This is a genomic window from Pseudoxanthomonas mexicana (assembly GCF_046736355.1).
Taxonomy (GTDB): Bacteria; Pseudomonadota; Gammaproteobacteria; order Xanthomonadales; family Xanthomonadaceae; genus Pseudoxanthomonas_A; species Pseudoxanthomonas_A mexicana_B.
The window spans coordinates 789,434-809,986 of record NZ_CP157201.1 but is presented as its reverse complement, the minus strand read 5'-3'; the positions used below and the strand labels follow the sequence as shown (position 1 = coordinate 809,986).

At 71.3% G+C, this 20,553-nt stretch carries 20 protein-coding genes and 2 pseudogenes; 10 read left to right on the top strand and 12 right to left on the bottom strand.

Features of this window, described 5'->3' with window-relative positions; genetic code table 11:
- Nucleotides 1-50 precede the first annotated feature (50 nt).
- The 6 genes from AAG688_RS03545 (at nt 51) to AAG688_RS03520 (ending at nt 4,928) form a co-directional block, all read left to right on the top strand.
- Nucleotides 51-653, top strand: coding sequence for a 5-formyltetrahydrofolate cyclo-ligase (locus AAG688_RS03545; RefSeq protein WP_411833979.1), 603 nt, complete (start codon nt 51-53; stop codon nt 651-653).
- The gene (locus tag AAG688_RS03540) at nt 650-1,132 is read left to right on the top strand and encodes an EVE domain-containing protein (protein WP_411833978.1); all 483 of its coding nucleotides are present in this window, start codon (nt 650-652) and stop codon (nt 1,130-1,132) included. Before AAG688_RS03545 ends, AAG688_RS03540 begins: the two co-directional genes overlap by 4 nt.
- A 97-nt stretch (nt 1,133-1,229) precedes the next feature.
- Nucleotides 1,230-1,877, top strand: coding sequence for a ribose-5-phosphate isomerase RpiA (gene rpiA, locus AAG688_RS03535; RefSeq protein WP_411833977.1), 648 nt, complete (start codon nt 1,230-1,232; stop codon nt 1,875-1,877).
- Nucleotides 1,878-1,968: 91 nt separating this feature from the next.
- The gene (locus AAG688_RS03530; RefSeq protein ID WP_411833976.1) at nt 1,969-3,438 is read left to right on the top strand and encodes a DNA polymerase thumb domain-containing protein; all 1,470 of its coding nucleotides are present in this window, start codon (nt 1,969-1,971) and stop codon (nt 3,436-3,438) included.
- Between the two features lie 43 nt (nt 3,439-3,481).
- Nucleotides 3,482-3,937: a DUF192 domain-containing protein gene (locus AAG688_RS03525; protein WP_411833975.1), complete on the top strand. Its 456-nt coding sequence runs from the start codon at nt 3,482-3,484 to the stop codon at nt 3,935-3,937.
- A 142-nt stretch (nt 3,938-4,079) separates the two neighbouring features.
- Nucleotides 4,080-4,928: a SirB1 family protein gene (locus AAG688_RS03520; protein WP_411833974.1), complete on the top strand. Its 849-nt coding sequence runs from the start codon at nt 4,080-4,082 to the stop codon at nt 4,926-4,928.
- Between the two features lie 453 nt (nt 4,929-5,381).
- On the opposite strand, the gene AAG688_RS03515 is transcribed toward AAG688_RS03520, so the two are convergent.
- The gene (locus AAG688_RS03515; RefSeq protein ID WP_411833973.1) at nt 5,382-5,567 is read right to left on the bottom strand and encodes a rubredoxin; all 186 of its coding nucleotides are present in this window, start codon (nt 5,565-5,567) and stop codon (nt 5,382-5,384) included.
- A 63-nt stretch (nt 5,568-5,630) separates the two neighbouring features.
- Here AAG688_RS03515 and thiE point away from each other — a divergent pair.
- Together thiE and hemL are read left to right on the top strand one after the other, a co-directional pair.
- Nucleotides 5,631-6,267 (top strand): annotated as a pseudogene (gene thiE / locus AAG688_RS03510) (thiamine phosphate synthase).
- Between the two features lie 103 nt (nt 6,268-6,370).
- Nucleotides 6,371-7,664, top strand: a pseudogene (gene hemL, locus AAG688_RS03505) (glutamate-1-semialdehyde 2,1-aminomutase).
- Between the two features lie 126 nt (nt 7,665-7,790).
- On the opposite strand, the gene AAG688_RS03500 reads toward hemL, so the two are convergent.
- Together AAG688_RS03500 and AAG688_RS03495 are read right to left on the bottom strand one after the other, a co-directional pair.
- Nucleotides 7,791-8,909 (bottom strand): alpha-hydroxy acid oxidase, encoded by a 1,119-nt coding sequence (locus AAG688_RS03500; RefSeq protein ID WP_411833972.1) that lies wholly within the window; start codon nt 8,907-8,909, stop codon nt 7,791-7,793.
- Nucleotides 8,906-9,586: a Fe2+-dependent dioxygenase gene (locus AAG688_RS03495; protein WP_411833971.1), complete on the bottom strand. Its 681-nt coding sequence runs from the start codon at nt 9,584-9,586 to the stop codon at nt 8,906-8,908. Before AAG688_RS03495 ends, AAG688_RS03500 begins: the two co-directional genes overlap by 4 nt.
- A 426-nt stretch (nt 9,587-10,012) precedes the next feature.
- Between AAG688_RS03495 and AAG688_RS03490 the strand changes: the two genes are divergently transcribed.
- The gene (locus AAG688_RS03490) at nt 10,013-10,666 is read left to right on the top strand and encodes a hypothetical protein (protein WP_411833970.1); all 654 of its coding nucleotides are present in this window, start codon (nt 10,013-10,015) and stop codon (nt 10,664-10,666) included.
- A gap of 342 nt (nt 10,667-11,008) precedes the next feature.
- Here the strand turns inward: AAG688_RS03490 and AAG688_RS03485 are convergent, their stop codons facing one another.
- The 8 genes from AAG688_RS03485 to AAG688_RS03450 all read right to left on the bottom strand — a co-directional run bounded on the left by AAG688_RS03485 (nt 11,009) and on the right by AAG688_RS03450 (nt 17,638).
- Nucleotides 11,009-12,238, bottom strand: coding sequence for an acetylornithine transaminase (locus AAG688_RS03485; protein ID WP_411833969.1), 1,230 nt, complete (start codon nt 12,236-12,238; stop codon nt 11,009-11,011).
- A 95-nt stretch (nt 12,239-12,333) separates the two neighbouring features.
- Nucleotides 12,334-12,996, bottom strand: a complete 663-nt coding sequence (locus tag AAG688_RS03480; RefSeq protein ID WP_411833968.1) for a hypothetical protein — start codon at nt 12,994-12,996, stop codon at nt 12,334-12,336.
- Between the two features lie 97 nt (nt 12,997-13,093).
- Nucleotides 13,094-14,185 carry a hypothetical protein gene (locus AAG688_RS03475; protein ID WP_411833967.1) on the bottom strand — a complete coding sequence of 364 codons (1,092 nt, stop codon included), beginning with the start codon at nt 14,183-14,185 and terminating at the stop codon, nt 13,094-13,096.
- Nucleotides 14,182-14,718: an RNA polymerase sigma factor gene (locus AAG688_RS03470; protein ID WP_411833966.1), complete on the bottom strand. Its 537-nt coding sequence runs from the start codon at nt 14,716-14,718 to the stop codon at nt 14,182-14,184. Before AAG688_RS03470 ends, AAG688_RS03475 begins: the two co-directional genes overlap by 4 nt.
- Before the next feature lie 108 nt (nt 14,719-14,826).
- Nucleotides 14,827-15,357 carry a cysteine hydrolase family protein gene (locus tag AAG688_RS03465; RefSeq protein ID WP_411833965.1) on the bottom strand — a complete coding sequence of 177 codons (531 nt, stop codon included), beginning with the start codon at nt 15,355-15,357 and terminating at the stop codon, nt 14,827-14,829.
- 20 nt (nt 15,358-15,377) lie between these two features.
- Entirely contained in the window at nt 15,378-15,815 is a 438-nt protein-coding gene (locus tag AAG688_RS03460; RefSeq protein ID WP_411833964.1) for a VOC family protein, read from the bottom strand.
- A gap of 193 nt (nt 15,816-16,008) precedes the next feature.
- Complete coding sequence (locus AAG688_RS03455; RefSeq protein ID WP_411833963.1) at nt 16,009-16,821, bottom strand: SDR family oxidoreductase; 813 nt, start codon at nt 16,819-16,821, stop codon at nt 16,009-16,011.
- Nucleotides 16,822-16,975: 154 nt separating this feature from the next.
- A complete protein-coding gene (locus AAG688_RS03450) occupies nt 16,976-17,638 on the bottom strand; it encodes a serine/threonine protein kinase (RefSeq protein ID WP_411833962.1) in 663 nt (220 codons plus the stop codon).
- Nucleotides 17,639-17,895: 257 nt separating this feature from the next.
- Here AAG688_RS03450 and AAG688_RS03445 point away from each other — a divergent pair, with 257 nt between their 5' ends.
- Complete coding sequence (locus AAG688_RS03445) at nt 17,896-19,902, top strand: VTT domain-containing protein (protein ID WP_411833961.1); 2,007 nt, start codon at nt 17,896-17,898, stop codon at nt 19,900-19,902.
- A 42-nt stretch (nt 19,903-19,944) separates the two neighbouring features.
- Here AAG688_RS03445 and AAG688_RS03440 read toward each other — a convergent pair whose 3' ends face one another.
- The gene (locus AAG688_RS03440) at nt 19,945-20,520 is read right to left on the bottom strand and encodes an LON peptidase substrate-binding domain-containing protein (protein WP_411833960.1); all 576 of its coding nucleotides are present in this window, start codon (nt 20,518-20,520) and stop codon (nt 19,945-19,947) included.
- Nucleotides 20,521-20,553 lie beyond the last annotated feature (33 nt).

Here is a 20,553-nt window from a genome sequence, read left to right as displayed (position 1 = left end):
CGCCGAAGCCTTAAAATCCCGCGCATGACTGTTTCCGCGCGACCAACCCCATGACCCAGGACCGCGACGCTCTGCGCAGGCAGCTGCGCCAGCGCCGCCGCGACATCGCCGCGCCCGAGCGCATCGCCGCCGCCGAGCGGCTGGCCGGGCAACTGGCCGCGCTGCCGCTGCTGCCCGAACGCGGCCACGTCGCCGGCTACTGGGCCATGCAGGGCGAGATCGGCCTGCACGCCTGGCAGGTGCGGCTGCCGCCGTCGCTGACCTACTGCCTGCCGGTGCTGCACGCCGACGAGGTGCTGCGCTTCGCGCCGTGGAAGGCCGGCGAGGCGCTGGTGCTCAACCGCTACGGCATCCCCGAGCCCGACGTCGATCCGGAGCACGCCCTGCCCGCCTCGGCGATGGCGCTGGTGGCGATGCCGCTGGTCGGCTTCGACGATCGCGGCCACCGGCTGGGCATGGGCGGCGGCTGGTACGATCGCACTTTCGCGTTCCGCCGCGCGCAGGCCGCCCCGCCCTGGCTGGTCGGCGTCGGCTTTGCCCTCCAGCAGGTCGCGACGCTGGAAAACCAGCCCTGGGACGTGCCGCTGGACGCAGCCTGCACCGAGCAGGCGACGCTGCTGTTCTCCCCTCCCGCCGCCGGAAACCCCGCATGACCGCACGCAAGCGCCATTGGCTGATGAAATCCGAGCCAGACGCGTTCTCCATCGACGACCTGCAGAAGGCCGGCACCGAGCCGTGGAACGGCGTGCGCAACTACCAGGCGCGCAACTTCATGCGCGACGGCATGAAGGTCGGCGACGGCGTGCTGTTCTACCACTCCAACTGCAAGGTGCCGGGCATCGTCGGCATCGCGCGCGTGGCCAGCGAAGCCTACCCGGATGAGACCCAGTTCGACCCGAAATCGCCCTACCACGATCCCAAGGCCACCCGCGCCGAGCCGCGCTGGTTCCTGGTGGACGTGGCGTTCGAGCGCAAGCTGTCGCGGATCATCCCGCTGGAGGAGATCAAGCGCCACGCCGACGAACTGGGCGAAGGCTTCGCGCTGATCGCCCGCGGCAGCCGCCTGTCGGTGATGCCGGTAACGGCGGCGCAGTGGAAGCTGCTGGTGGCGCTGGAAGGCCGGGATTCGTGATTCGGGATTGGGGGATTCGTTTTCCCGCCTGATCCTGCTTCCGTCTTCCTGACACTGCCTTTATCGAATCCCCAATCCCCAATCCCGAATCCCCAACATGTCCGAAAGCAAGCGCCTGGCCGGCGAGAAGGCCATCGAATTCGTCGAGGACGGCATGATCGTCGGCGTCGGCACCGGATCGACCGTGGCCTATTTCATCGACGCGCTGGCGCGCATCAGGGACCGCATCGCCGGCACCGTGTCCAGTTCCGAGCAGAGCACCGCGCGGCTGAAGCAGCACGGCATCGAGGTGCTGGATCTCAACCACGCCGGCAAGCTGTCGCTGTACGTGGACGGCGCCGACGAGTGCGACCCGCACAAGCGCCTGATCAAGGGCGGCGGCGCGGCGCTGACCCGCGAGAAGATCATCGCCGAGGCCAGCGAGCGCTTCGTCTGCATCATCGACCCGAGCAAGCAGGTGCCGGTGCTGGGCCGGTTCCCGCTGCCGGTGGAGGTGATCCCGATGGCGCGCAGCCTGGTCGCACGCGAGATCCTGGCGCTGACCGGCGGCCAGCCGGTCTGGCGCGACGGCGTCACCACCGACAACGGCAACGTCATCCTCGACGTGCACAACCTGTCCATCACCGACCCGGTCGGCATGGAGCGCGAGCTCAACCAGATCCCCGGCGTGGTCAGCGTCGGCCTGTTCGCGCGCCGCCCGGCCGACGTGGTGATCGTCGGCGGTGAGCCGCCGCAGGTGCTGTAGGCGCGGCGCAACCACGCAAGCCCCTGATCCGGCGGGTTTCTCTCCCGCTGAGACGGCACCGGCGGATACTGGCCCGCCGGGAGCCGCCGCGATGACCCTGCGCTGCCTGTTCGTCGACTTCAACTCGTTCTTCGCCTCGGTCGAGCAGCAGGACCGGCCGGAGTTGCGCGGGCGGCCGGTGGGCGTGGTGCCGGTGGTCGCGGCGACCACCTGCTGCATCGCCGCCAGCATCGAGGCCAAGCAGTACGGCATCGGCACCGGCACGCCGGTGTGGGAGGCGATGGAGAAGTACCCGGGCATCGCACTGGTCGAGGCGCGGCCGGCGCGCTACGTGGAAGTGCACCACCGGCTGATGAAGGCCATCGAGGACTGCATCCCGCACGGCGAGGCCGCCTCCATCGACGAGGTGCCGTGCTGGCTGATCGGGCGCGAACGCCGGCGCGACAACGCGGTGGCCATCGCCCATGCCATCAAGCGGCGCATCACCGCCGAGTTCGACTGGATCCGCTGCTCGATCGGCATCGCGCCCAACCGCTTCCTGGCCAAGACCGCCTCGGACATGCGCAAGCCCGACGGGCTGACCGTGCTGGAGACGGGCGATCTGCCGCATGCGCTGCACCCGCTGGCGCTGCGCGACCTGTGCGGCATCGGCCCGTCGATGGAGCGGCGCCTGCGCGCGGCCGGCATCGACACCGTCGAGCAGCTGTGCGCCACGACCCGCGAGCGACTGCGCACGGCGTGGGGCAGCGTGGAAGGCGAGCGCTTCTGGCTGCAGTTGCGCGGCCACGAGCTGCCCGAGCGGGCGACCCGGCGCGGCTCGATCGGTCACTCGCACGTGCTGGGGCCGGAACTGCGCAGCTACGACGGCGCGCGCTCGGTGCTGTTCAAGCTGCTGGCCAAGGCGGCCATGCGCCTGCGCAAGGACGGCTTCCTGGCCGCCGGCATGGCGATCCGCATCCGCTTCGTCGGACTGGAGCATCGCTTCGAGCGCGACCTGTCCTTCGCCCCGATCGACGACACGCCGACCTTCCTGCACCTGCTCGGCGGGCAGTTGCAGGCGCTGGAGCAGGCCGCCGCGAAAGGGCGCTGGCAACCGCGCCGGCACCCGCCGCTGTCGGTGGCGGTGACCCTGGTGGGGCTGGAAAAGGCCGGCGACGTCAGCGCCGAACTGATGGACACGCGCCGGCGCGACCGCGACATGAGCCGGGTGGTGGACCGCATTAACCAGAAGTACGGCAACAACGCGATCTACTTCGGCGCGATGCAGCACGCGATCCACCACGACGCCGCGCCGATGCGCATCCCGTTCTCGCACGTGCCGGAAACCGCCAGCGAGCAGGACGTCGGCACCCGCCGCAAGGACGCCGGCGCCGACGAGCTCTACCTGCAGCGCGAGCGCCAGTACAAGGTGCTGGCCGAGACCGCCCACCGCGAGGCGCAGAAGCGGCGCGCGCACCCGGCCGTCCCGGCCGAACCGTTCAAGGCCGGCGCCGGCGGCTGGAACGCCGGCAGGTGGCAGGAGCCGGCGGTCGAAGCCGGCCAGACGCTGCCGCTGTTCTGAACCCGCCGCGGATACACTAGCGGCTCGCCGAAAGGAGCCCGCCATGTCCGCCTTCCGCCTGTCCCCGCTTGTCCTGTTCCTGCTGCTCAGCGGCTGCGCCAATGCCGGCCCGTGGGTGGAAGTGGGCGGCCAGCGCTACGCGGTGGAGGTGGCCGACGACAACGAGGAACGCGCGCGCGGGCTGATGTTCCGCGATGTCCTGGCCGAAGGCACCGGCATGCTGTTCATCCACGACCGCGAGGAACCGCAGGCGTACTGGATGAAGAACACCCGCATCCCGCTGGACATCCTCTACTTCGACGACGCGCGCAAGCTGGTGGCGCAACAGCGCGACGTGCCGCCGTGCTCGGCCGGCAACGCCTGTCCGTCCTATCCCAGCCGCAAGCCGGCGCGCTACGTGCTGGAACTCAACGCCGGCCAGGCGGCGAAGCTGGGCCTGAAGGACGGCGACGAGATCCGCTTCAGCCGCGACATCCCGGCAGCGCCGGCCAATCCCTGAGCCGTGGAACGGCGCCGACATGCCCCGGCGCACCGGTCGCTGCAGGAAACTTCATCGCGACTGACGTCGCTCCCACGGGATGACATCGGCGATTCCGGGCGCGGGGCTTGATCGGCGCGGCGCTTGCCCGCACTCTGCCGGCATGGGGGATCGACTGACATTGCCGGAGTGGAATGCGTTGGCCGGCCAGGCCGACGACACGCTGCCGCTGCTGGAAACCGCGCTGCTGATCGCGCGCGACGAATACCCGGACCTCGAGGCCGATCTCTACGACACGCTGCTGCAGAGCCATGCCGAGCACCTGCGCCACGAGATCGACACCATCGACGCCTGGCCGCTGAAGATGGCCGCGATCAACCGCCACCTGTTCGACGAACTGGGCTACAGCGGCAACCACGCCGAGTACTACGACCCGCGCAACAGCTACCTCAACCAGGTGTTCGAGCGCCGGCTGGGCAACCCGATCTCGCTGGCGATGGTGCAGATGGAGGTCGCGCGCCGGCTCGGCGTGCCGCTGGACGGGGTGTCGTTCCCGGGCCATTTCCTGGTCCGGCTGCCGGTGGACGACGGCCTGCTGGTGATGGACCCGTTCAACGGCGGCCGCCCGCTGGGCGTGGACGAGCTGCGCGAGCGCGCCAAGCCGCACCTGGGCGGCGACATCCCCGACGACAACGCGCTGCTGCACATCCTCGACCCGGCTTCGCACCGCGCCATCCTGGTCCGCATCCTGCGCAACCTGCACGGCGTCTACGCCGAAAGCGGCGAATGGGACCGCGCCGCGCGCAGCGCCGACCGCGTGCTCAAGCTCTCGCCTGACCAGCCCGAAGCGCTGCGCGACCGCGGCCTGGCCTACCTGCAGATGGACTACCTGCACGGCGCGCGGCAGGATCTGGCGCGCTACCTGCAGGTCGCGCCGAAGGCCCAGGACGCGGTCAAGGTGCGCGAACAACTGATCGAACTGAACACGGGACGCCCGTCCAGGATGCATTGAGGAGCACCGCATGGCGTAGAGCGGAGCTTGCTCCACTGCTCCCGGCTCCGGCGCCGACGTAGCCGAGCAAGCTCGGCTCTACAACGGTTAGGCCACGCCCCCTGTAGAGCGGAGCTTGCTCCGCTGCTCCCGGCTCCGGCGCCGACGTAGCCGGGCAAGCTCGGCTCTACAACGGTTAGGCCACGCCCCCCCGTAGAGCGGAGCTTGCTCCGCTGCTCCCGGCTCCGGCGCCGACGTAGCCGGGCAAGCTCGGCTCTACAACGGTTAGGCCACGCCCCCCTGTAGAGCGGAGCTTGCTCCGCTGCTCCCGGCTCCGGCGCCGACGTAGCCGAGCAAGCTCGGCTCTACAACGGTTAGGCCACGCCCCCCCGTAGAGCGGAGCTTGCTCCGCTGCTCCCGGCTCCGGCGCCGACGTAGCCGAGCAAGCTCGGCTCTACGGCAGCGCAGATATCCTCAATCGACCTCGATCATCTCGAAGTCGTCCTTGCCCACGCCGCAGTCCGGACAGGTCCACGTGTCCGGCACGTCCTCCCAGCGCGTGCCGGGCGCGATGCCATCCCCGGGCAGGCCGTCGGCCTCGTCGTAGATGAAACCGCAGACCACGCACATCCAGGTACGGTAGGCGGTGGCGTCGGTCATCGATAATGCCCCCTCGGCGATGGCCGCATTGTCCCACCCTGGTCCGCACACCGGAAGCTCACCATGACTGCATCTCCCCTTCCGCCGCCGCGCGGCCTGTACCTGATTACGCCCGACGAGGCCGACACCGCGCGGCTGCTGGCGCGGGTGACGCCGCTGCTGGGCGAGGGCGTGGCCTGGCTGCAATACCGCAACAAGAGCGCCTCGCCCGGCCTGCGGCGCGAGCAGGCCGAGGCCTTGCAGGCCACCTGCGCGGCCGCCGGCGTGCCGCTGATCGTCAACGACGACGCCGCGCTGGCGCTGGCGGTCGGCGCGGCCGGCGTGCACCTGGGCGAAGACGACGGCGACATCGCCGCGGCGCGCGCGCGGCTGGGGCCGGACGCCATCGTCGGCGCGTCCTGTTATGACGAACTGGACCGTGCGCGGCGCGCGGTGGCGGCCGGCGCCGGCTGACGTCGCCTTCGGCGCGTTCTTCCCCACCCGCAGCAAGGCCGGCACGCGGCAGGCGCATCCGGACCTGCTGCGGCAGGCGGCCGCGCTGGGCGTGCCGCGGGTGGCGATAGGCGGGATAACCCCGGACAATGTGCGGGATCTGATCGAGGCCGGCGCGGATCTGGTCGCGGTGATCGGCGGCGTGTTCGAGGCCGCCGACCCGGTCGCGGCGGTACGCGCGTACCGGCGGTGTTTCGCGCTCCAGTGACTTTCTTCGTGGGAGCGACGTGAATCGCGATGGAGCTTTACCGATGGATCTGTCGCGACTCACGTCGCTCCCACACGATACTTCCCGTCTGAATGGAACCACCATGAACCACGATCAATCCCACGCCCTCTTCGCCCGCGCCCAGGCGCTGCTGCCCGGCGGCGTCAACTCGCCGGTGCGCGCGTTCAAGTCGGTCGGCGGTGAGCCGTTCTTCGTGCAGCGCGCCGACGGCGCGTACCTGTACGACGTGGACGGCAACCGCTACATCGACTACGTCGGATCGTGGGGGCCGATGATCGCCGGCCACAACCACCCGACGGTGCGCGAGGCGGTGGAGCGCGCGATCCGCGACGGCCTGTCGTTCGGCGCGCCGTGCCCGGCCGAGGTGACGATGGCCGAGGCGATTACCGCGCTGGTGCCGTCGTGCGAGATGGTGCGCATGGTCAATTCCGGCACCGAGGCCACGCTGTCGGCGATCCGGCTGGCGCGCGGCGCGACCGGGCGCCAGCGCATCGTCAAGTTCGAGGGCTGCTACCACGGCCACGGCGATTCGTTCCTGGTCAAGGCCGGCAGCGGCATGCTGACCCTGGGCGTGCCGACCTCGCCGGGCGTGCCGGCGTCCTTGAGCGAGTTGACCGCCACGCTCAGCTACAACGACTTCGATGGCGCGACCGAACTGTTCGACAGCATCGGCGGCGAGATCGCCGCGCTGATCATCGAGCCGGTGGTCGGCAACGCCAACTGCATCCCGCCGCGCGAGGGCTACCTGCAACACCTGCGCGACCTGTGCACCCAGCACGGCGCGCTGCTGATCTTCGACGAGGTGATGACCGGCTTCCGCGTCGCGCTGGGCGGCGCGCAGGCGCACTACGGCATCACGCCCGACCTGACCACCTTCGGCAAGATTATCGGCGGCGGCATGCCGGTCGGCGCCTATGGCGGCCGCCGCGAACTGATGCGGCAGATCGCCCCGGCCGGCCCGATCTACCAGGCCTGGCACGCTGAGCGGCAACCCGGTGGCGATGGCGGCGGGGCTGGCGATGCTGGAACTGATCCGCGAACCGGGCTTCCACGATCGCCTGGCCGCGTCCACCGCCGCGCTGTGCGAAGGCATGGAAGCGGCCGCGCGCGAGGCCGGCGTGCCGCTGACCACCACCCACGTCGGCGCGATGTTCGGCCTGTTCTTCACCCCGGAGAAGGTCGAGACCTACGCGCAGGCCACCGCCTGCGACATCGCCGCGTTCAACCGCTTCTTCCACGCGATGCTGGAGCGCGGGGTGTTCCTGGCGCCGTCGGCGTACGAAGCCGGGTTCATGTCCAGCGCGCACGACGAAGCCGTGATCGCGCGGACGCTGGAGGCCGCGCGCGAGGCGTTCGCGATCGTCGCGCGGGGCTGATCGGCGCTTGGCCGGTGTAGCCGAGCAAGCTCGGCTCTACAGCGCCAGGCCCGGCGATACCTTGCGACCCTCCTGTAGAGCAGAGCTTGCTCCGGTGCCCTTCGGCCCCACCGAGCAAGCTCGGCGCTACGGCGGTACGTCGCCCGGCCAGATCACCGATTCGTCGATATCGGCCAGCGTGCGGCAGCCGGTCAGCGCCATCGCCATTTCCAGTTCGGCGCGCAGCAGGTGCAGCACGTGGGCCACGCCGACCGCGCCGGCGGCGGCCAGCGCGTGCACGCAGGGGCGGCCGACCAGCACCGCGTCGGCACCCAGCGCCAGCGCCTTGAGCACGTCGGTGCCACGGCGGATGCCGCCGTCGAGCAGCAGCGGCACGCGACCGCCGACCTCGCGCGCGATCGCCGGCAGCGCGTCGATCGTGGCCGGCGCGGTATCCAGCGTGCGGCCGCCGTGGTTGGACACGACGATCGCCGACGCGCCGGCTTCCACCGCGCGCCGCGCATCGTCGGGCGAGAGGATGCCCTTCAGCACCACCGGCAGCGGCGACAGCGAGCGCAGCCAGGCCACGTCGTCCCAGGTCGGCGCGTGCGCCAGCAGCGGGCCGCCGAACAGCGGGTTGCCGCCGGCGCTGGCCACGGCGGCCGGCGGCGGCGCCATGCCGCGCAGGTTGACCGCCTCCACCCCGGCCGGCAGCGCGAAGCCGTCGCGCTGTTCGCGGTTGCGCGGCCCGTTGACCGGCGCATCGACGGTGAGCACCAGGGCGCGGTAGCCGGCGGCGTGGGCGCGCGCGACCAGTTGCGCGGTGAAATCGCGATCGTGCTGCAGGTAGACCTGGAACCACAGCCGCGTCTGCGCGGCCTGCGCCAGATCCTCCAGCGCCACGCTGGACTGGGTGCTGACCACCATGCCCGCCTTCATCGCCGAGGCGCCGAGCACGCTGGCGAACTCGCCGTCGCGGTGCGCCAGCTGCTGGAACGCCACCGGCGCCAGCAGGATCGGGTGCTCGTACTCCTCGCCCAGCAGGCTCACCCGGGTATGGCCGCCGGCCACGGGACGGAGTACGCGGCTGCGCAGGCGGATGCGCTGGAACGCGGCGAGGTTGTCGCGCAGCGTGTGCTCGTCGCCGGCGCCGCCGCTGAAGTACGACCACGCGCCGGGCGTCATCCGCTCGCGGGCGAACGCCTCGTAGTCGGCGACCGCGGCGATCTGCGGCGGGATCTGCGCCAGCGGCGGCAGCGGCTTCACGTCTCCGCCCATTGCCGCAGCAGGTTGTGGTACACGCCGGTCAGCCGCGACAGTTCCGGGCTCTCCGGCACCTGCCGGGTCAATGCCTGGATGGCGTCGTCCAGTTCCAGCAGCAGCGCGCGGCGGGTGTCGTCGCGGACCAGGCTCTGGGTCCAGAAGAACGACGCGTAGCGGGTGCCGCGGGTGACCGGCTCGACCCGGTGCAGGCTGGTGCCCGGGTACACGACGGCATGGCCGGCCGGCAGCTTGACGCTGTGCCGGCCGTAGGTGTCCTCGACGATCAGTTCGCCGCCGTCGTACTCGTCCGGCTCGCTGAAGAACACCGTGGTGGAGATGTCGCTGCGGATGCGCAGCGCGGTGCCCGGCACGTTGAACACGGCGTTGTCGATGTGGTTGCCGTACTGGCCGCCGCCGCGGTAGCGGTTGAAGCGCGGCGGCAGCACGCGCAGCGGCAGCGCGGCGGCCATGAAGCGCGGGTGCCGGCCCAGCGCGTCGAGGATCAGGTCGCCGATCCGGCGCGCAACCGGGCTGTCGAACGGCAACTGCTGGTTGTCCTTGACCCGGACCGCGAGGTGGCCGGCGGTGGCGCGGCCGTCGTGCCATTCGGCCTGTTCCAGCGCCTGCCGGCAATGCCGGACCTGTTGCGGATCCAGCAGGTGGGGAAGGGTCAGCAACATGGGGCGGCGCGCCTGCAAGACAGGGGATCGGTGAAGGGCCGGCCAGCCCGAGGCCGGGGGAGTTGCAACCACGGTGGTCCCGGCCCGCGCATGGCGCTGGAAAACACCGGCTTGGTGGAATTCATATCAATGATAATCATTATCAAGCAAGATGCGAACCTTCGCGCCCGACACTGGACTGCCGGTGTGCCGCCTTTCTCCTGCCACGCTGGCAGTAGGGTCTCTGCTTGTGTCCTGCGCAGGCATGGGCAACGCGACGGTGGCGCCATCCGGTGACTGCCCTTCGCGGTTCGTCGGCTGGTGGAACGGCCGATTATCATGGCGCGCCGGACAACGGCCTGGGCAGGCCGGGAAGCCGCGGTGAGCAGTACCGAAGTGCGGGGTATCCGACATCCATCCAGCATGAAAGGGAAGAGAGGATCATCAATGCGCAAGCCGGTTCGTCTGTCGATGACCCTGGCGATGCTGGCCCTGGCGCCAATCGCGATCGCGCAGCCCGGTTCCACCGACCAGCCCCCTCCCGAATCGAGATCGGTGATCAAGAACGGGAACATCCACATCCGGCCGGAAAACCGCAACATGCCGTCCGTGATCATCCCCAACACCGTCGGCGCCCGCGGCATCAGGCCGCGCTGGCCTTACTTCCACGACTACCAGATCTCCACGCCCGCCAGGTCGAGGAATCCCGCCACCGTCGCCAACGCGTTCGCGGGCAATCCCACGCCGGGGGATGACGATCGCGCATCGCCTCAAGGCACGCTCAACAACGCCGGGCATGTCTACATGCAGCCGGACTTCGGAGTGAACCTGGTCCGCTCGTTCACCGTGAAGTCGCCGGACCCTGCAAGGTTCACGGATATCACGGTCAACTACACCGTCGACGGACATCACATGCTGAACGAGGGTTTCCTGCTGCATTTCGGCGAAATCCTGCCGTCGGGGCAAATCGTCAACGTCAGCTACGGCGAAGGCAACGCCTTCCGGCAGGGAAACTGGACCAAGCCGATGTGGTGGCCGGAAGTGCGGCTTATCTGGGAGAACCACCACAGGGAAATAAACAGGATCCTCGAAGGCAGATGAAGCCTTCCGCGCCTTCCCGCGCAACCCCGTGCCGATAGCGGCGCCGACGAGGGAGCGTCGAGCATTGCGGCGGGCTGCCGGTGGCGATGCATTTCCGATTCACCGGATCGCAGTACACATCCATGGAAACGTCCAGGACGCGCTCGCGATGCCTGCACGACGATCGCAACGCAATCGCCTCGCTGCATTTGAACCTTGATCCGCAGCGGCACCCGAGGATGCGTTCCCACAGGAGAACACGTCGCAGGACGAGGCCGCCGTGCGCGGCGCATTGTCCGTGCTGGCACTGGCCGCACCGTACATCACGCGCCGCCCCGCCGCCCGGCATGCGCGACGGCAGGATTACCTCGCCACGAAGTCCGCCAGCGCCGCCTTCAGCCGCTTCAGGCCTTCGGCCACCTCGGCGTCGATGATGTTGAGCGCGGGCACGAATCGCAGCACGTCCGGACCGGCCTGCAGCAGCAGCAACCCATGAGCGGCGGCATGGTCGAGGATCTCGCCGGCGCGGCCCGCGAAGGCCGGCTTAAGCACCGCGCCCAGCATCAGGCCGCGGCCGCGCACCTGCGCGAACAGGCCGAACCCGGCGCCGATCGCCAGCAGTCCCTCGCGCAGCGCCTGCGACTGCCGCGACACGTTGGCCGCGATCTGCGGCGAGGCCAGCTTGCGCAGCGCCACCCGCGCCACCGCCGCGGCCAGCGGGTTGCCGCCGAAGGTGGTGCCGTGCGCGCCGAACTGCATCGCCTCGGCGACCTTCGGCCCGGCCAGCAGCGCGCCGATCGGGAAACCGCCGCCCAGCGCCTTGGCCAGGGTGACGATGTCGGGCACCACGCCGTCCTGCCAGTGCGCGAACAGCGTGCCGGTGCGGCCCATGCCGCACTGGATCTCGTCCAGCACCAGCAGCGCGCCGTGGCGATCGCACAGTTCGCGCACCTGGCGCAGGAAGCCGGACGCGGCCGGCATCACCCCGCCCTCGCCCTGCACCGGCTCCAGCATCACCGCGGCCACGTCGCCGGCGGCCATCGCCGTCTCCAACTGGATGAGGTCGTTGAAATCGACGTAGCGGAACCCGCCCGGCAGCGGCTCGTAGCCTTCCTGGTACTTCGGTTGCGCGGTCGCGGTGACCGCGGCCAGCGTGCGGCCGTGGAAGCTGCCGCGGAAGGTGACGATGACGCGGTGATCCGGCGCGCGGCCCTGGCTGGCCGCCCAGCGCCGGACCAGCTTGATCGCCGCCTCGTTGGCCTCGGCGCCGGAGTTGCACAGGAACACGCGCGAAGCGAAGCGCGAGGCCGCGACCAGTTCCTCGGCCAATCGCAGCGGCGGCTCGCTGTAGAAGACGTTGCTGGTGTGCCACAGCTTGCCGGCCTGCTCGGTCAGCGCGGCGACCAGGTCCGGATCGTTGTGGCCCAGCCCGCACACGGCGATGCCGGCGGACAGGTCAAGGTATTCGTGGCCGTCGCGGTCCCAGACCCGCGCGCCCTGGCCGCGCTCCAGGATCACGTCGCGCGGGCGGTAGATCGGCAGGTAGTAGCGGCTGCCCTTGGCGAGGAGATCGGACGCGGAACTGTCGTTCATGGCACGGCCCCTAGGGGGAGATGGCGAGCCGGCCATTGTCCCCGATTCCGGCGCCCGCCCGCACATGGCGGGCGCCGTCCGCCGCATCCGGCCGATCACATCGCCGTCTGGCCCAGGTTGCGCGCCAGCAGGCCGTCCGCCGCCGCGCCCGCGCGCGCCAGCCGGGCATGCCGCTGCGCCTCGTCGCCGCGCGCGTCGGCACGCGCCACCAGCGCGGCGGCGAAATGCATCGCCGCATCGCCCGGGCGCAGCGACAGCGCCTTCACGATGCTGGCGTAGCCGTCCCGGCCGGCGCCGGCACGCCGCAGCGCGGCCGCGTCCACCCGGCCGATGCCGGGCATGTCGTAGCCTTGCAGGCGCACCACGTCCTCCAGCGTCTCGCTGAAATAGCCGGCGTCGAACAGCGCCAGCGCGCGCGCATCCGCGCTGGCGGCGGCGGCGATGCGCGCATCCAGCCGCACCTGCACCTCGGCCAGCGCCTGGCCGTCGCGGCTGGCGTAGATGGCGGCGCGGCGCAGCGTCTCCATCCGCGCGATCACCGGCGTGCCCGGTGACAGCAGGGCTTCGGTGCGCTCGCCCAGCCGCTGCAGATCGAAGCCCGCGTGCGGCCGGTTCCAATCGTCGCCCCATTCGAGGCTGGCGGCCGCACCGATTTCGAACGGATGGCACAACAGCGGCGGACCGGCGAAGGCGTCGCCGGGACGGAACAGCAGCAGCGCCAGCGCCAGGCCGGCCAGCATCGATGACTTTCGCAACATGGGAAGTCCTCCTCGGGAAGATCCGCCACGGGTGCGGCGGTCGCGCCGCAAGATGCGCGCATGGAAAGGACGCGCGCGGCGGCGGCCGCGTTAACCGTCAGCGGCGATCGCCGGACAGCAGCGCGTCGGCGTCGGCGCGCACGCCGATCGCGTCGGGCCAGTGCAGCCACCAGCGCTTCATGCGCGGATACGGCAGGCGGTCCCACCACGCGCCGTAGGCGTTCAGGCCCTGCGTGCGCACCTGCGCGCGGGTGACCAGCGCGTCGGCCGGCATCAGTTCCGAGAGCCGGTCGAACACCGGGCCGTCGAGCAACTGCGGGCGCGCGTGCAGCAGCGACAGCAGGCTCAGCGCATCGTGCGGGCGCGCCGCGGCGACCAGTTCGCGCACGCGCGGATCGTCGGCCGCGATCGCGGCATCGGCCGCGTCGATGCGATGCAGCGCGGCCCGGAACGCCGCGCTGCTGCGCAGGTCGTAGGGCGTGCCGGGGCGGCCGCCGGCATGGATCTCCACGCGCGCGCCCTGCGGCACCAGCACCTCCTGCCAGCCGTTGTCCAGCTGCACCCAGCCGCTGCGCACGCTGAGGCTGCCGCTGCCGTCGGTCCCGGCGCGCAGCACGAACTCGCAGCCGAGGTCGTAGACCTCGCCCATCGGCGTGGCCACGCCGAACGCGCCCGGCGGCGCCCACACCCGCGCCCACAGGCTGCCCTGCTGCAACTCGGTGCGGTGGCGGCCGCTGGCGGTGCGCACGATGCGGAAGCGCGAACGCTCGCCGACCACCACCTCGCCGATGCGCGCGGCGCGCATGCGCACGCTGGCGCCTTCGGCCGTTTCCAGCACGGCCCCCGGCCGCAACGCGGACAGCGCGGGCCGCGCCTGGCCGTCGAGATTGACCTGTCCGCGCACCTGGCTGATCCGCCAGGGCTGCGCCTCCGGCCAGGCCAGCCGGTGCTGGTGCCAGCCGCCGATGCCCAGGCCGAGCAGCAGCGCGGCGGCCAGCGCGGCCAGCGCGCGGCGCAGGCGGCGGCGCGGACGCCGTGGTTCCGCCGTCCACGCGCGGCCGGCGGTAGCGCGCGGCGGCATCGCACGCAGCGACAGCGGCGCCAGCGCCCGTTCCAGCGCGGCGATTTCCTCATCGACCGGCCCGCTGCGGTCCCACAGGTAGTCGTCGGTGTCGTGTCCGCCGCTCATGTTCCGTCTCCTCTGGCCGTCACCGCCAGCGCCGCGCGCAGCAGCGCCATGCCACGGTGCAGGTTGACCCGCACGCTGCCGGCGCTCAGGCCGGTGCGCGCGGCGATCTCCGGGCCGGTCAGGCCTTCGGCCAGGCGCAGCAGCAGCGTCTCGCGATAGGCCGCCGGCAGGCCGCGGATGGCGCGCAGCGCGCGTTCGGCGTCGAAGCGCGCCTCCACGTCGGCCGTGTCGGGCAGGCGCTCGATCTCAGCCTCGGCCAGCGGCGGACGCCGGCGCTTCGCGTCCAGCGCCATGCGCCGGGCGATGCTGGCGATCCAGCCGGGAAAGGCCGCTGGATCGTGCAGCGCCGGCAGCCGCTGCATCGCCGTCTCGAACGCATCCTGGGTCAGGTCGTCGGCATCGGCCGGCGCCACGTAGGACAGCAGGATGCCGTGCACGACCGGCGCGAAGCGGCGGTACAGCCGCGCCATCGCCGCGCCCGCGCCGGCGCGGGCCGCGACGACGAGTGCGGCGGTCGATTCGGTGTCGTCCATTCCAGTCCGGGGAAGCCTGTCCTGTCGATGGACGCCGCCAGCGCCGCGAGCGTTAACGGACCTGCCGTCGGTGGGCGGCCGTGCGTCCACGCCCGGCCGCCGCGCGAATCAGCCGAAGGCGATTTCGCCGGCAGGCAGCGCGCGGATCCGCGGGCCGAAGCTGGTGATGGCCGGCAGGGTGGCGTTGTGGTGGGCGCGGATCTGCGCCGCGCTGGCGTGCGGCCTGTCGTGGGTGGTGTGGGCGTCGGCCGCCAGGGTCACCGCGTAGCCGTGGGCGGCCGCGCTGCGCACGCTGGTGTCGACGCAGAACTCGCTGGCGTAGCCGCAGACCACCAGTTCCTCCACGCCCAGGAACGACAGCACCTCGTCCAGCCCGGTGCGCAGGAACGCATCCGGCGTGGTCTTGCGGATGCGGTGGTCGCCGTCCTCGGCGCGCAGCACCGCCGGCAGGTTCCAGGCCTCGCTGCCGTGGGCCAGCGCCGCGCTTTCGTGCTGCACCAGGATCACCGGCGCGCCAGCGGCCCGCGCCCGCGCCGACAACTCGTTGATGCGCGCAATCACCGCGTCGGCCTCGGCCGGCGGCGGTTGGGTGTCGAACAGGCCGCGCTGCACGTCGATCACCATCAAGGCGGTTTTCATCGTCTTCCTCGCTGTAGGGGTTACCAGTTGCCGGTATTGGCCATCGACGCCCACGGCTCGGCCGGCGGCAGCGCTGCGCCCTTCTGCAGCAGTTCGATGGAGATCAGGTCGGGCGTGCGCACGAACGCCATGCGGCCATCGCGCGGCGGGCGGTTGATGGTCACGCCCAGCGATTGCAGGTGCGCGCAGATCGCGTAGATGTCGTCCACCTCGAAGGCAAGATGGCCAAAGTTGCGCGCGCTGCCGTAGTCCTCCGGCGGCGATCCGTCGGCGGGCGGCCAGTTGTACGTGAGCTCGATCTCGGCCTCCGGGTTCTCCGGCGCGCCGAAGTAGACCAGGGTGAAGCGGCCGGCCTCGCTGTCCATGCGGCGGGTCTGCCGCAGGCCCAGCCCCTCGGTGAGGAAATGGCGGGTGGCGTCCAGGTCGTGGACGCGGATCATGGCGTGCAGGTATTTCATTGGGATTAGGGATTAGGGATTAGGGAAGAGCTTATCGCCTTTGCTCGTCATCCCAGCTTGCGCTGGGATGACGGCAAAAAAGCGAATCGCTTTCCCGGTTCCGGCCGCCCGCATGGATCAGCCTTCCCGTCTCCCATGCTCTTGCCAATCCCGAATCCCGCATCCCGAATCCCCGCTCTCCCTAATCCCCGCCTTACAGAAACAGATCCGGCAGCAGCGGCTGCGACGGATCCACGGTGTACGGCGACAGGTCGGTGACGCCGGCCTCGGCCAGCACCTCGTCGTCGATCAGGAAGCGGCCGCTGAAGCCGGCCGCCGGGCGGGTGAGGATGGCGTGCGCGGCATCGGCCATGATCTCCGGCCGGCGGCCGTTGCCGGCGGACACGCCGGGGATCATGTTGAGCGCGTCGGTGGCGATCAGCGTGCGCGGCCACAGCCCGTTGACCGCCACGCCCTGCGGGCCGAACTCGCCGGCCAGCCCCAGCGTGACGAAGCTCATGCCCATCTTGGCCAGCGTGTAGCCGGTGTGCGGCGCCCACCACTTGGGATCCAGCGAAGGCGGCGGGCACAGGGTCAGGATGTGCGGGTTGGGCGCGGCCAGCAGGTGCGGCAGGCAGGCCTGCGCGCACAGGAAGCTGCCGCGCGCGTTGACCTGCTGCATCAGGTCGAAGCGCTTCATCGGCGTGTCCAGCGTCCCGCGCAGCCAGATCGCGCTGGCGTTGTTGACCAGGATGTCGATGCCGCCGAAGGCGTCGACGGTGGCCGCCACCGCCGCGTTGACCTGGTCCTCCTCGCGGATGTCGCACTTCAGCGCCAGTCCCCGCCCACCGGCGGCGTTGACCGCCTCGGCCGCGGTATGGATGGTGCCGGGCAGGCGCGGATTGGGCACCGACGACTTGGCCGCGATGGCCACGTTGGCGCCGTCGCGCGCGGCGCGCAGGGCGATCGCCAGGCCGATGCCGCGGGAGGCGCCGGTGATGAAGAGGGTTTTGTTGGCCAGGGACATGGGAATGGGGAATGGGGAATGGGGAATGGGGAATGGGGAATGGGGAATGGGGAATGGGGAATGGGGAACAGGCTACGCTTTCATGGCTGCCGCACAACTCCGGCGATCGCTTTTCACCATTCCCTATTCCCCATTCCCTACTCCCGCCCCAATCTCAAGGCTTCGGCCCCTGCCCCTCGTTGTCCTCCCACTTGAGGATCCTGCGCGTGACGAACCGATACACCGGCTTGCCGGTGCGGAACCAGGCGTCGCGCAGCCACGAGTGGCGCTTGAGCAGGCGCTTCTCGACCGGGGTCAGGTGCTCGCGGCAGTACATGCGCTTGTGCTTGAGCAGGTGGCGCAGGTCCTCGCGCGCCAGCAGCCGCATCCAGCGCGAGCGCGGGCGGCCGCGCACGGCGAGCTGGAAATCGATCACCGCCGGGCCGCCGTCGGGCAGCACCAGCCAGTTGGCTTCCTTGGCCAGGTCGTTGTGGGCCACGCCGCGGCGGTGGATCTGTTGCAGCAGCCGGCGCGCGGCGCGGAAATAGGCCAGGTCGCCGCGCGGCGGGCGCTGGTACATCGCATCGCCGGCCATGTAGCTGCGGTCCAGCCGCACGCCGTCCCAGCCCAGCAGTTGCGGGGTGGCCGGCTGCCCGGCGATGGCCTCCAGCGCCAGCGCCTCGCGCCGCGCCAGCCGCCAGGCCGGCAGCCGCAGCCACCACGGCGTGGCGGCCAGGTCGCGGCGCACGAACAGTCCCTGCGGCCCGCGCATCAGCGCGATGCGGCCGAAACTGTCGGCCTTCAGCGTGGCCACTTCCACCGGGATCTGCGATTCCATCGGCGAATCTTACGGGAACGTCGCGGATGGACCATGCGCAGGTGCAAAGGCGCGAAGTCGCGACTGACGTCGCTCCCACGGCATGGCCACCGCCAGCGGCGCGAATCCTCCCTGGAGCCTTGTGGGAGCGACGTCAGTCGCGAATTGGGACGCCCCCGGGACGGCCGCGCGCGGCATCGTCCAATGGTCGGAACCGACGCAGGCGGCCGCCGTCAAGAGGGCACCGGTCAGGGACCGGCACCTATAATCGCCGCCAGATGATGCCCGCCTGGTTCGACAATCTGCTGGCCTGGATCGGCGCGCATCCCTGGGCGGCCGGCGCGGCGATATTCGCCATCGCCTTCTGCGATGCGGTGATCGTGCTGGGCGCCATCGTGCCGGCGCTGCCGCTGCTGTTCGCGGTCGGCGTGCTGATCGGGCTGGGCGAGCTGTCCGGTCCCTACGCGGTGGCCTGCGCCGCACTGGGCGCGCTGATCGGCGATGCGACCAGCTTCTGGGTCGGCCATCGCTGGGGGCCGCAGCTGCGCAGCCACTGGCCCTTCAGCAAGTACCCGCAACTGCTCGACCGCGGCGAGGCGCTGTTCCGCCGCAACGCCTTCAAGAGCATCCTCGTCGCCCGCTACGTCGGCCCGATCCGGCCGTTCGTGCCGGCGGTGGCCGGCATGCTGAAGATGCCGCTGCGCCGCTACCTGCCGGCCAGCGCGGCGGCGGCGGTGTCGTGGGCGCTGCTGTTCCTGTTGCCGGGCTGGGTGCTGGGCCAGGCCTACGACGCGGTCGCCGCGGTCGCCGGCCGGCTGACCCTGGTGCTGGGCCTGCTGGCGGTGGTGCTGGCCGCGGCCTGGGCGCTGGTCCTCTACTCCTACCGCTGGTTCGCCGGCCACGCCGACGCGCTGCTGGCGCGCGCGCTGGCGTGGTCGCACGCGCACCCGGTGCTGGGACGCTATTCGTCGGCGGTGTTCGACCCGGCGCGGCGCGAATCGGTGCCGCTGGCGCTGCTGGCGATCCTGCTGCTGGGCATCGTCTGGGTGTTCTTCGCCTTCCTGGTGCTGGTCATCGGCCACGGCGAGCCGCTGGCGCTGGACCTGGCCGTGCACGAGCTGATGCAGTCGCTGCGCAATCCGCTGGCGGATCATCCGCTGGCGGCGATCGCCGCGCTCGGCGACTGGCAGGTGCTGGCGCCGGCCTCGACCCTGGTGCTGCTGTACCTGTGCTGGCGCAAGCGCTGGCTGGCGGCGGCGCACTGGCTGGCGGCGCTGGCGTTCGGCCTGGCGCTGACCACCTGGCTCGGCGCGGTGGTCGACATCCCCAAGCCGCCGTCGGTGGCCAGCGGCTTCGGCTTCCCCTCCATCGCGGTGACGATGGCGACCATCACCTTCGGCTTCTTCGCCGTGCTGATCGCGCGCGAGCTGCCCGGGCGCACGCGCGTGTGGCCGTACCTGGTGTCGGCGGTGGTGGTGGCGCTGATCGGCTTTGCGCGGCTGTACCTGGGCGCGCACTGGCTCAGCGACATCGTCGGCGGGATGCTGTTCGGCATCGTCTGGCTGCTGATCCTCGGCATCGCCTACCGCCGCCGCACGGTGCGCTCGTTCTGGATGAAGCCGCTGGCGTGGATCTTCTACGGCGCGTTCGTCGCCGCCGGCCTGTGGCACGCGCCGCGCGACGTGGAGGCGATGCTGGCGCGGTTCGAGCATCCGCTGCCGGTGCGCACGATGGCGGCGGCACAGTGGTGGCAGCAGGGCTGGCGGGAGTTGCCGGCGCGGCGCAACGAGTTCGACGACGAGCAGCGCTGGCCGCTGGACGTGCAGGTCGCCGGCCCGCTGGCGCCGCTGCGCGCGCGGCTGGAACAGGCCGGCTGGCAGGTGCAGGCGCAGGCCGGCTGGGAGCAGGCGCTGCTGATGCTGGACAACGACCTGCCCGCCGACGCGCTGCCGGTGCTGCCGGCCACCCTGGACACCCGCGCCGAGACCCTGCTGATGCTGCGCCCGGGCGCGCACGCCGACGAGCGCTACGCGCTGCGGCTGTGGCGCAGCACGCGGCAGTTGCAGCCGGGCGACGAGCCGGTGTGGATCGGCAGCGCGCAGGTGCTGCGCCACCGCCGCGTGTTCGGCCTGATCGGGCTGTGGCACCCGCTGCGCGAGGCGCGCGAGGCATTGGAAGCGGTCGCCGCCGACACCGCCGGCTTCGAGCACCTGGCCGAACCGCACCCGGACTCGCAGTTGCCGGTGCTGCGGCTGCGCACCCTGCCCGCGCCACCGGCGCCCTGAAGCCGCGACGCCGCTACGGGCGGCGCGTGCGGATCCGCCTGCTCAGGCGAGGCAGGCAAGCAGCCGGTCCAGCCGCGCGTGCGGATCGTCCAGTTGCAGCACGCCCAGTCGCTGGTCTGAAGTCAGCGGCAGCAGCTCGGCCAGCCGCCAGCCCACCCACGCCGCCTGGTCCATCTGCGCCGGCGTCACCGCCAGGGTGGCGTTGCCGATCTGCTCCAGCAGTGTCTGCAGCAGCGTCGCCAGCAGGCCGTGCTCGGGGCGCAGTTCGTCGCCGGGATCGGCCGGCAGCCATTCGACGTCGCCGATCACCAGCCCGTTGTCGCGCACCCGCGTGCGCTGCACGTGGAAGCGGCGCATGCCGCGCAGCTTGAGCATCAGCAGGCCGTCGGCGCCGGTGTCGAAGTCCTCGATGATCGCCTCGGTGCCGAACGCCGCCGGCGTGGCCGGCGCGCCGGTCTCGCCGCCTTCCAGGATCAGGCAGACGCCGAAGCCCCGCCCGCTGCGCCCGCAGTCGCGGACCAGATCCAGGTAGCGGCGCTCGAACACCCGCAGCCCCAGCGCCGCGCCCGGCAGCAGCACCGTGTGCAGGGGGAACAGCGGCAGCGGCTCGGGCGTCATCGCCGGCAGTCTACGTGAGCGGCCCGGCCATGC